Annotated in this window: 9 protein-coding genes; 8 read left to right on the top strand and 1 reads right to left on the bottom strand. The window is 33.4% G+C overall.

The window, feature by feature from the left end; all coding sequences use genetic code 11:
* Positions 1 to 166 precede the first annotated feature (166 nt).
* Positions 167 to 961, bottom strand: coding sequence for an AP2/ERF family transcription factor (locus tag SD1D_RS10060; RefSeq protein ID WP_058258793.1), 795 nt, complete (start codon positions 959 to 961; stop codon positions 167 to 169).
* A 443-nt stretch (positions 962 to 1404) separates the two neighbouring features.
* On the opposite strand from SD1D_RS10060, the gene SD1D_RS10055 reads away from it, so the two are divergent.
* From SD1D_RS10055 to SD1D_RS10020, 8 genes are all read left to right on the top strand, one after another.
* Complete coding sequence (locus tag SD1D_RS10055; protein ID WP_058258792.1) at positions 1405 to 2337, top strand: cell wall hydrolase; 933 nt, start codon at positions 1405 to 1407, stop codon at positions 2335 to 2337.
* Positions 2338 to 2466: 129 nt separating this feature from the next.
* Positions 2467 to 3957: a threonine synthase gene (gene thrC, locus SD1D_RS10050; protein WP_058258791.1), complete on the top strand. Its 1491-nt coding sequence runs from the start codon at positions 2467 to 2469 to the stop codon at positions 3955 to 3957.
* A 443-nt stretch (positions 3958 to 4400) separates the two neighbouring features.
* On the top strand, positions 4401 to 6947 hold the full coding sequence (locus SD1D_RS10045; protein ID WP_058258790.1) for a membrane protein insertase YidC: 2547 nt from the start codon (positions 4401 to 4403) through the stop codon (positions 6945 to 6947).
* Positions 6948 to 7262: 315 nt separating this feature from the next.
* Complete coding sequence (locus tag SD1D_RS10040) at positions 7263 to 8243, top strand: metal ABC transporter substrate-binding protein (protein WP_058258789.1); 981 nt, start codon at positions 7263 to 7265, stop codon at positions 8241 to 8243.
* 22 nt (positions 8244 to 8265) lie between these two features.
* Positions 8266 to 9060, top strand: a complete 795-nt coding sequence (locus tag SD1D_RS10035) for a metal ABC transporter ATP-binding protein (RefSeq protein WP_058258788.1) — start codon at positions 8266 to 8268, stop codon at positions 9058 to 9060.
* The gene (locus SD1D_RS10030) at positions 9044 to 9886 is read left to right on the top strand and encodes a metal ABC transporter permease (RefSeq protein ID WP_058258787.1); all 843 of its coding nucleotides are present in this window, start codon (positions 9044 to 9046) and stop codon (positions 9884 to 9886) included. The genes SD1D_RS10035 and SD1D_RS10030 overlap by 17 nt, the downstream gene beginning before the upstream one ends.
* Before the next feature lie 122 nt (positions 9887 to 10008).
* Complete coding sequence (ytvI, locus tag SD1D_RS10025; RefSeq protein ID WP_058258786.1) at positions 10009 to 11136, top strand: sporulation integral membrane protein YtvI; 1128 nt, start codon at positions 10009 to 10011, stop codon at positions 11134 to 11136.
* A gap of 110 nt (positions 11137 to 11246) precedes the next feature.
* On the top strand, positions 11247 to 12038 hold the full coding sequence (locus tag SD1D_RS10020; RefSeq protein ID WP_058258785.1) for a type II toxin-antitoxin system antitoxin SocA domain-containing protein: 792 nt from the start codon (positions 11247 to 11249) through the stop codon (positions 12036 to 12038).
* The last annotated feature ends 15 nt before the right edge of the window (positions 12039 to 12053 follow it).

Below are 12053 nucleotides of genomic sequence, written 5' to 3'. Positions count from 1 at the left end.
GGCGTTTCTTTAAAAGAAACTTCTGAATTTTGTACCTGCGGCTCAATTTGTGAAATTATGAAAACGGAAGAAGAAAAATATAGCATTAATATATCATGAAACTAGACTTTTTTAAAGTGAATTTGGAAGATTTAAAGAAAATATAATATTATTAACATATTGGTAACTAAGAGGACATATAATTTAAAATCTTTTTTGATATTCTAATCCGTTGATATAGGGCGGCATAGGTTATCTCATCTATTCCTTCTACATAATTCTCGGGAAAATTTTTAGAAACACCTTTATTTTTTAATATCTGAGCAGCCTTATTATAGGCTATAGCTGCCTCTTCCTCTGTGTCATATCTACCTATTATATAGTCTCCATTAAGATGTATCTTAGCTTCATATATGGTTTTATTATTTTTTATATACTTGCTTACACCATGGTAGGGATTAATAATCTCGATATTGGAATAACGAAAGTCCGTATTATCACCATTAATAAAGCGATAATCCCTTCCCTCTACAGCATAATTTTTTATACCATATCGGGATCTTAAATTTATTTGCATACCATATTCAGAGGTGTATAGATGCTGGCCCCGCATGGATATCTTATGTCTTGCATAGTAAAATAAATCATCTACATCGAATTTGAGAATTAGATCTTTGTCTAGATAATATAAGAAGTAACTCTTTTTTAAATAGATAGGATTTTTAAAATAAATCCCATTATCTCTTAGGTTAATTAAGACGACCCATTTATCAAAGGATAACAGGCATGAGCTTGGGTAATTATCTATATTCCATATATCAGGGGTGCTATAAAGTACTTCCCCTGCAAGTTTATAGGCACTAGAAGCCTTTGTTTCTGTATCATAGCTGCCAAGGCTGATATGATTACCCTTAAAGGTAATTGAAGCCCTATAATATGGCTCTCCACTTTTTTTCTTAGCGTAATAAACACCTGGTAACATAATAGCCTCCACTTTCTTATAATATATTTGTAATATAATTTACTATATCAAAATATAGTATAGGCTGCAAGACAATAGAGGAAATAAGTCGATTATTTGCAAATTTTAGCAAAAGGCTAACAGATTATTACAAAAATATTATTCTATTTCTGTAGAATATGAATAAAATACCATTGGTTGGTTAAAAATCATTAATATAATCTTAACAAATTGTTACAATTGGTCTGTAAATAATCAACAAAGATTTAATAGCTTTTATAAAATCTATTGTTAAGATTATCCGTTAATGTTAAAATATGCTAAATCAAAATAGTATCAATTAACGAAATTTGGTTTTTCTTATTGACACAAAAAATTAAGAAACCTATAATGCAGTTTAGCATTACCAATATTTACAAATATTGGTAATGACAAAATTCGGTTTAAGAAGAAAGGATATTATTATGACAATCATAAATAAGTTTCTTCAAAAGTTAAGCCTGCGAGAAAATAATCATGGCATATGCATGGTATTTGCAGCTTATGTATTGTCAGTATTTCTGTTGATCATTGGATCTGATGCTCTTTATGATATCAAATCCAAGGCAGACGCAGTACAGGCACAAACTGATGAAGCAAACACCCTAAAAGTAGAGTATAGGATGGACTATCTGCAGAAATATCTGCCCATAAGGTCCCAAACTGCTGTGGGCTCTAAAGATACCAACTGGCTTTTAGGATTTGCCATGAGCAGTAATGAGTATAGTCTTATGTTTGAACAGATGAAAGATAATAAAGTTCTTAAGGAAGAAACTAAGGCTATTTCAAGTTTTTCAGTAGCTGAAGCTGAACCGATTGTAGAAGAGGTTGAAAAAGATACTGAAAAAGATACTGAGAAAGATACTGAGAAAAATACTGAGAAAAAGACTGAAAAAAAGACTGAGAAAAAAACTGAGAAAGAAGTAGTTAGTGAACTGGTTCTTAAGAAGAATAACAAGGTCACTAAAATTAAGATTACAGAAGAAGATATAGAGATGTTGGAGCAGATTGTTGAGGCAGAAGCAACAGGAGAAGATATAATCGGAAAAATATTAGTTGCCAATGTTGTAATTAACAGAGTGTGTAGCAAAAAGTTTCCCGATAATATCAAGGATGTTATATTCCAAAAGGTTGGAGATGACTATCAGTTTTCTCCCATAGCCGATAAGAGATTTTGGAAGGTTAAGGTGACAAAGGAAACTAAAGAAGCAGTAGAAAGAGCTTTAGAGGGTGAAGATTATTCTCAAGGGGCCTTATACTTTATGGCAAGAAAGCTTGCTAAGAAAAGTAATGTGAAGTGGTTTGATAACAATCTAAAGTGGTTATTTAAGCATGGGGTTCATGAATTTTACAAATAATTTCGATGATTTTATAAAAATTTAACACAATACTGGAATCTAATTTCGAGATATGATATAATCCGCCCTAACAGGCGGATTATTCTGCTTTTATCAATACCATTTCTAAATAAAGGGGATTAAAAGATTATGAATCTAATGTATCATAGTACAAGAAATAGCAGTATAAAAGTAACTGCATCTGAAGCAATTATTCAAGGCTTGTCACCGGACGGTGGACTATTTGTACCGGAAGCTATTCCAAAGCTAACCATATCCATGAATGAATTATCAAAGATGAATTACCTTGAGATTGCTTATGAAGTTCTAAGACTATATTTGACTGATTATACGGAAGATGAATTAAAGGATTGTATCAGCAAAGCTTATGACGAAAAATTTGACGTACCGGATATTGCTCCCCTAAAAAAAGTTGGGAATATGTATTATCTTGAATTATTCCATGGAGCTACCATAGCATTTAAAGATATGGCTCTATCTATTCTGCCCCATCTTCTTACTAAAGCGGCTAAAAAAAATAATATATCTGATGAGATTGTAATTCTTACGGCCACTTCAGGGGATACAGGAAAAGCAGCACTGGCTGGATTTGCGGATGTAGAGGGAACTAAGATTATAGTCTTTTATCCGAAAGATGGAGTAAGCAAGGTTCAGGAGAAGCAGATGGTAACCCAAAAAGGGGATAATACCTATGTAATTGGAATCCGTGGTAACTTTGATGATGCTCAAACCGGAGTTAAGAAGATATTTAATGACCAAGAACTTGCAGAGAGAATAAAAAAAGCGGGATACCGATTCTCTTCAGCCAACTCTATCAATATAGGACGGCTGCTTCCTCAGATAGTTTATTATGTTTATTCCTATGTAGAATTATATAGAAGGAATGAAGTATCGGAAGGGGAAAAAATCAATTTTGTAGTTCCTACAGGTAATTTCGGAAATATCCTTGCAGCTTATTATGCAAAGCAGATGGGTCTTCCCATAGGAAAGTTAATCTGTGCTTCCAATGACAATAAGGTTCTGTTTGATTTCTTTCAAACAGGTGTATACGATTCTAATCGTGAATTTATCCTTACCATATCTCCGTCCATGGACATACTTATCAGCAGTAATCTAGAGAGGCTGATTTATCATATTGCAGGAGAGGATACGGATAAAACCAAGGATTTAATGAACAGCTTAAGCAGTAAGGGAAGATATGAAATAACATCAGATATGAAAAAGAATCTAGAAGACTTTATCGGAGGCTATGCAACAGTAGAAGAAACTAAGTCCGCCATTCTTAACATATATGAAGAAACAGGATATGTCTTAGATACACATACAGCAGTAGCTTCTAGTGTTTATAATAAGTACAAGGATGAAGTAGGAGATAAGACAAAAACAGTTATAGTCTCAACTGCCAGTCCTTATAAGTTTGCAGAAAGTGTTCTAAGTGCCTTAGGAAAAGATCCTATACCTGAGAATGATTATGAACAGGCTAAAGTACTTAAAGAATTATCCGGTGTGGCAATACCAAAGGCAATTGAGGAATTATATTCTGCAGAGATTAGGCATAAAAATGTATGTGAAATTGATGAGATGAAAAATGAAGTTGAGGAAATATTGAAAAAAAACTAATTATGACAAACCCATGACATAAATTTGACACATACAAAGTGCATTATATAACCATAGTCAAAGCAATGAGGCATTAACCTATAGCAATACTCCATGCCGGCAGGTAAGTCACATCCTAATTTAACTGCTTTCAAGGAGCTTGCTATATGGGAGATGTAAGGAGAAAGGGGTTATCCCTATAGCAGATTTGACTAGGATATAATCGTCTGGCTCAGGTGATTTTGACAATAAAGGAAGATTGGCATAAACTGGTAAATTATCCAAAAACAGAGACAAAAAGTCTTGACCTTTAATTCCTTTATTGCTATAATCATCTTGTTGTCTGAATGATTATATTAATGCGTTTCTTAACTGAAAACAGTGGGGGCAAAAAACTTCTGGATCAGGTAAGGATACGCAAAAATATAATACTAAAACATAATATTTAAGGAGGAAGTAAAAATATGAAGACCAAATTCTTCAAGAAGTTGTCTTTCGTGCTTGTAGTAGCGATGGTACTTTCAGTATTCTATCCTGCTGCAGGAGCATTCGCTGCTGCTAAGAAGCCTACTCTTAACTCTACTAACAAGTACTTACATCTTGGTGTAGAAGGCAAAAACAAGTTCAACTTCAACATTAACAACAAACAAAGTGGTTGGAAATACTATTGGGAATCTGCTGACGAAGATATTGCAGTAGTTAACTCCAAGAACGGTGTTACTAGAGCAACTGGCGTTGGTAAAACAACAGTAACTGTTACAATCACAGATAAGAACAAGGAAGTTGTTACTAAACTTTACGCAAAAGTAACAGTAAGAGATAACATCAAAACTGTTAAAATCACAAACATTCCTGAGGGCAACAAACTTGCAGTTGGCCAAGAGAATGACTTTAACAGAAGCTTTGTAACTGTATCTGGAAGCACAAAGGAGACATCCGCTATCACAAGATGGACAGTAGACTCTGATAAGGCTAATATCAGTGAAAAGGGTGTATTCGTAGCTAACGAAGCTGGTGAGTATACAATCACTGCTCGTTCATTCCAGTCCAACGCTAAATATGAAGATTGGAAAAAAGACGCTGACACATATGCTAAATATGTATTAGCAGAAGATACCGTAAAGATCACTGTTGCTCCTTCTATTGTAGAAGTTAGTCAGGTAGATCTTGAAACTGTTGACGTAGTATTTGATTCTGCTATGGCAGATGCTGACAAGAATATATCAGTATACGAGTTAATTGGTAAAGCAGAAGTTAAACAGCTTGTTAAAAAGGTTACCATGAGTGATGATAAAAAGACAGCTACTGTTCAATTATATGTTCCTTTCAAAGCTGGTGCTACTTATGTAGTTAAGTATACTGATTTAGAGCCTGAAAGCTTCGTTGCTGCTACAACAAATGAAGAAGATGTAGCTAAGATAGATATTACCACTTCTACAGTTGTATATAACGAGGCTACTAAGGTAGAGTTTAAGTTATACAACGCTAATGGTGTTGATATTACAACAGATAAATTAGCAAATAGAGTAACCATGAAGTCTTCTGAAGGCGCTGGTACTTACTTTAATACTGATACTAATGAGTTAACTATATTTGGCAAAAATGCTTCAACAACTATTACTGCTACTTATCATACTTATAAGTATGACTCTGAAGGTAATGAAGTTGGTGTAGTAGAAGATGAAGCAATTATCATAGGTGTTGATAAAGATGCAACAAATATTACTGGATTAAAAGCTTGGACCATTGAGACCATTGATGAGTCTACAACAGAACCTACTTTTAAGGATGTAAATCAGGTTCTTGCTCTTAATGACAATAATGTTAGACTGTTCGTACAGTTTAATACAAAGACTGGTTCAAAAGAAGCTACTATTAATAGCTTTGCTGAAGAAGGAATGTTCGATTTCACATCCTCTGATAAGAATATTTTAATTGTTGATAATAAGGGTAATTTATTCCCTGTTAAGGAAGGTAATGTTGTAGTAGTTGTATCCTATGGTGAAGGTGATTCAAAAACTCCTATCGGTGCAATTTCTATAACTGTACATCCTGAGAGAACTGTAGGTGTTTTATCTTTAAGCAATACCAATGTTGTATTATCTAACAATCCAGACGTTGACGACAAGGCAGAAGTGAAAATTTCTGTTAAAGATCAACTAGGAACTAAGATGGAAAAAGACGACTTTACATATTCAGTTGAAAAGATGAGTGGAAGTCCTGCTGATGATTTAACAGATGAAAAATCTAACGCTACAGGTGACACAATTGAATTTTCAGCTAAAGACATGGCAGTAGGAACTTATTATTACAAAGTTACTGTTGGTAAGAAGGCAGCTGTTGTTACAGTAAAAGTTCTAGATGGTAAAACAGATACAAATGTTGCTTACTACAAACTTCAGTTAGAAGATACATTTGTTGATCTTAAAGTTAAAGAAGGTGAAATCAACAAAACTCTTGGAATCGAATTATTCGGTTATAACAGCAATGGTGTTAAAGTATCAAGAGGGGTATTGAACAGTGGTTCTGATTACATTCTTAAGATTGATTCACCTGAAGACAAATGGGATGAAAACAACTTTGATTCTAGTGAAAACAAATTTACCTTAGTAAAAGTTGGAGAAGGAGGAGCTATAGAGAAGGCTCCTAAAGGTAGCTATAAAGTTACTGCTTTTGATAATAAAGAAGTTGTTTTAGATATTGTACAGTTTAGTGTAGACGATACTCAAGTTGCTCCAGTATTAGCTGAAGTTAAGAATCGTTTATTTGAACAGAACGGAGTTAATCCAAGTAACAAAGAAGATACGAATTTGATCGCAGCTGTTAAGGAATGCTTCAAGTTCACATTAAATGGAAAAGACGTTACTGACAATATTGTCGAAGTTGTCGCAGTAGGTACTGCTGATGAGTTTAACGTAAGAACTGTAACTATCAAAGAAACTATTGATGAGGCTTCTGGTGCTTTTATAAATCACGAAGTAAAAGTTGGTTTAACCATCACTAAAAAATAAATAGTTTTTATTAAATAAAATTTGGGCTGTGCACTTGTAAAATAGTGCACAGCTTTTTTTATGGCTCTTTGTCAGGTTTTGGGATGTGTGCTTCTATTGAATTATGCTCAATTACTAGACTTGGAGCCATTTTAATGTTAATGAGTTTTATAGGACTAGTTGTGGGTACACTACCTCTGTCGTTAAACAAGATATCCAAGATATCAAGATAAGGCATTAAATCAATTGACACAAGATATTACTTATAATATAATTGGTTAATGCAAATGAGTTGCAAATAGCCGAGATGCTTTAGACCAAGAAGGAGGATTCTATATGAAAAAGAAATTATTTATCTTAGCTAGTGTCATGATAATAATAGTAGTAACCTTAACTGCTCTTACTTACTATTTGAATAGAAAGAATAAAACATCAAATACAGAAGATGATGATATAAGGATAGTTACATCATTTTATCCGGTTTATGTCCTTACCAGTAACCTTACTGACCAAATTAAGGGTTTAAAGGTGGACAGCCTAACTGATTTTAGTGCAGGATGTCTTCATGATTATCAGCTTACCACTAAAGATATGAAACTCTTATCCGGTGCCGATGTATTTATTATTAATGGCGGTGGAATGGAAGAATATCTAGAAGATGTTATAAAGAATTATCCTGATCTTACTGTTATCAATCTTAGTCAAGGAATTGAAATGCTTGAAAGTATGGAACATGAGGGGGATGTAAATCCCCATGTATGGTTAGATCCTCAGTTATATATGGTTCAGATTGAAAATGGAAGACAGGGATTAGAAGATTATATCAGAACTTCTTTTTTAACTAACGAAAAAGACAATAAGGAGATTATAGACAAGTTAACTACAAATGCTGCTTCATATAAGGCTAAGGTTCAGGAGATTGCAGATGAAATGGATCAGCTGCTATATAAAGTAAAAGATATGTCAGAAAGTAAAAATATTAGCAATAAGGTAGTTGTATTTCATGATTCATTTGCCTATCTGGCCAATAAAGCCGGTCTTGAAGTAGTATATACATTGGAAATACATGACGATACCCCTTTAAGTGCCAGTGAAATAGCTGAAGTGGTAGATATTATTAAAGAAGAGAATATTCATTATCTCTTTACAGAAGATCAGCATGATGACACCATATCAGATAGAATTAAAGAAGAAACAGAAGCAGAAGTATATATTATTGATTCTGCTGTTACGGGAAATGCAAGTAAGGATTCTTATCTAGAGGCAATGAGAAAGAATATAGATACCCTAAAGAAGGCATTTGAAGACCTTATGTAGTTAAATACCGGGAGGAAATCCTATGATAAGGAATATAAGTACTAATAAAAAAGAAAATGGAAATCAAGCAGATAATAGCAGGGCTTGTGGGCTTCATTGTTTAAAGATTAAGGATATAAGTGTTAAGATGGGGGAACATGTCATTATTGATAATGTTAACCTCCATATTCACTGTGGAAAGGTAACTGTTATTATAGGAAGAAACGGTGCAGGCAAGACCACATTAATCAAAGCCATACTAGGTGAAATAGACCATAGCGGTAGTATAGAATTTATGGATTTAAAGGACAAGTCTGTAGAAAATTTAAAAATAGGCTATGTGCCCCAGTATGTCAATATTGAAAAGAACACACCGATGAGTGTTTATGACCTTTTTGCAGGATATATAAGTAATGTACCTATTTTTTTAAGAAAGAGTAAAAAGGTATATGAGACTATTAGGGAGAGTTTGAGGGTATTTGATGCAGAACATTTAATAGATAAAAGAGCCAGTGATTTGTCCGGGGGAGAGCTTCAAAGAGTCCTTCTTGCCATAGCCATTACACCGATACCCAATCTATTACTTTTAGATGAAGCTGTATCCGGTATAGATAGAAAGGGCATGGATTTATTTTATAAAAATATTCAGAAATTAAAGGAGAATTATGATCTGGCAATGATTGTGGTTTCCCATGATTTTGAATTCGTAAGACAATATGCGGACCATGTTATCTTACTTGATAAGACAATAAAAAAAGAAGGAACCTTTGAAGAGGTTCGCCAATGTGAGGAATTTAAAAAAGTATTTGGGAGAGGTATAGATGAATATTCTCTATGATATAATGGAAAAAATACTGCCCTTTTCTTGGGTAGAATATAATTTTATGAAGAATGCATTACTGGCAATTATTATTATAACCCCCTTATTTGGGATTCTGGGAACTATGGTTATAAATAATCGTATGGCCTTTTTTTCAGATGCCTTGGGTCATTCTGCCTTGACCGGTATTGCAGTGGGTACCATATTTGGTATTTCTGATACTAATATATCTATGGTTTTATATGCTATTATCTTTGCAATTCTACTTAACTATATTAAACGTAGAAAAACCTTATCTACAGATACGGTTATATCGGTTTTTTCTTCCCTAAGTATGTCTATCGGCCTAATGATTCTGTCTAAAGGGGGGAATTTTTCTAGGTATTCCAGTATGCTGGTAGGGGATATTCTTAGTATAACCGTTAAGGAAGTGGGTTTGTTATGTATTATCTTTTTTATCACATTGATATATTGGTTACTTGCCTTTAATAAGCTCCATTCAGTGGGAGTAAATATATCTCTTGCCAGAAGTAAAAATATCAAGTCTAATCTTCTAGAAGATTCCTTTAGTATATTAATTGCTATTATCGTAATGTTATCCATAAAGTGGGTAGGTATTTTGATTATTAATGCATTACTGATACTGCCCGCTGCAACCAGTCGAAATATAGCTTCAAATGTCAGAGAATATCATTTGTTTTCGATTTTAGTGGCGATTTTTTCAGGTGTTATTGGCCTTGTTTTATCCTTCTATCTAGGAACGGCTACGGGGCCTACGGTGGTAATTATTGCAGCTATCTTGTTTTTTGCTACCCTATTTATTAGCTCCATTAAAAGCAAATAGTATTTATATGGTATTTTACGTTTATACTATAGAAATGTATAAATATATTTGTTATCATATATATAGAGAGCTGATTACATAAGCCTACAATAGGGATTACCTAGATTGTATTGGAGGGATTTATGGAAGAATCGAAACTGGTTAAGTATTTAAAAATCTTTGTAAATCTACTATTTGCCATAGGGGTTGTAATATTTTTGTTTTTTATTGTTCCTAAATTACTTGGCTTCTTTTTGCCCTTTGTAATAGGGTGGATTGTAGCCATGATTGCAAATCCTTTAGTGAGGATTTTGGAAAAGAAGGTAAAACTTCTTCGTAAACATAGTTCAGCCATTATTATAATAGTAGTTATTGCTGCTATTATAGGAGCTATGTACTTAATTATATCAATGCTTATTAGAGAAAGTAAGCAGCTTGCAGGAGATTTACCGGCTATTGTAGAACATTTTGAGCTGCAGCTTAGTAACCTGTCTATTAAAATAAGGGAATTAAGCGGAGATATGCCGGAGGCTATACAGAAATTTATCAATAATTTATTAGATAATGTCAACAAAAATCTTATAGAATTTGAGCCTAGGGAAGATTTATTAACTTTTAGTGTGGCCAGCAACCTGGCACATAATATTGCAGATTTTTTCTTGACTCTTATTATAACCATCTTATCGGCATACTTCTTTATTGCCAAGAGAGATGAGCTTATGGAAGGCTGTAAAAAGATTTTGCCCGGTGCTGTGGTGGAAGGATGGCATTTTATTTATGGTAACTTTACTAAGGCTGTAGGGGGTTACTTTAAAGCTCAGTTTAAAATAATGCTGGTACTAACAGTAATAATGATGGTAGGCTTTGAAATTTTAAGGGTTTCATACTCTTTTTTATTGGCACTGGGAATAGCATTTTTGGATTTTTTACCTGTATTTGGTACAGGGGCCGTGCTTTGGCCTTGGGCCTTGGCCGATATGCTGTCAGGTAATTATTTTAGAGCTGTGGGGCTGGTAATTATATACTTAGTATGTCAGGTGGTTAAGCAGATATTACAGCCTAAGATGGTTGGTGATAGTATAGGTTTAAGTCCCCTTAGTACATTAATCTTCTTATATATAGGATATCAGCTATACGGTGTTGTGGGAATGATATTTGGTGTACCCATAGGCATGGTAATTGTTAATTTATATAGAATAGGGATGTTTGATAGACTAATCAAAGGCTTCAAGATTATTATACATGACCTCAACGAGTTTAGAAAATTTTAAAAAATTTACATTATAATTCAAAAGTTCCATGTACAAAAATGAAAATATATGGTAATATATAGTATAAAAATTACAAATTATAGTTAACATGAGTTGAGGAGTATGAAAAAATGAATAGTAACAATTATAGCCTAAAAAATGATACTGTAATTACAGCAGATGAAATTCGTCAAATACTTGAAAAATACCGTATAGGAAAAAAACCATTGGCTAAATTGCTTGGATGGGGAGAGACAACAATTATACGCTATATGGAAGGAGATATTCCCACTAGTGAGTATTCTAATAAGTTAAAAACACTATTGGACAACCCTGGGTATTATTATGAATTACTAATGAGAAGAAAGCACTGCCTAACCAATGTAGCTTTTAAAAAGACTAAAAAAGCAGTACTTGCTAGGATTATGGCCTCAAAGATTTACGTTGCTGCATATTATATCATTAATAAGACCGATGCTGAAATTTGTGCCAGCTATATTCAATTTTTACTTTATTACATACAGGCATTTTCACTTTCACTATATGATAAGGAGATTTTCCAAGAAGATTACAAGATAAATAAAGAAGGTAAACCTTTTCCCCAGTTATATAAAACCATGAAAAGGTGTGGTATTAGTACTTTGGAAATAGGGGAAGAATTTCTTAAGGAAGATGAAAGAAGGCTTATAGATGAAGTATTAAATGCTTTCTCCTGGTTTGGACCAAGGGCCTTACATGCAATGATGCTCTATGAAAGAAGTATGTTAAAGATATCCCGGGATAGATATAATAATAAAATCGTATCAAAAGAATGCCTAAAAGATTATTTTAAAGAGATATGTAAAGAGTATGATATTAATGGAGTTGATGATATAAAGAAGTATCCCGATCAATGTATTACTATTGTCTATCAAGCAAATTAAAATGAAATAAGTAAA

The organism is Herbinix luporum (assembly GCF_900070325.1).
Lineage (GTDB): Bacteria > Bacillota > Clostridia > Lachnospirales > Lachnospiraceae > Mobilitalea > Mobilitalea luporum.
This window is presented reverse-complemented; position numbering and strand designations above follow the sequence as displayed.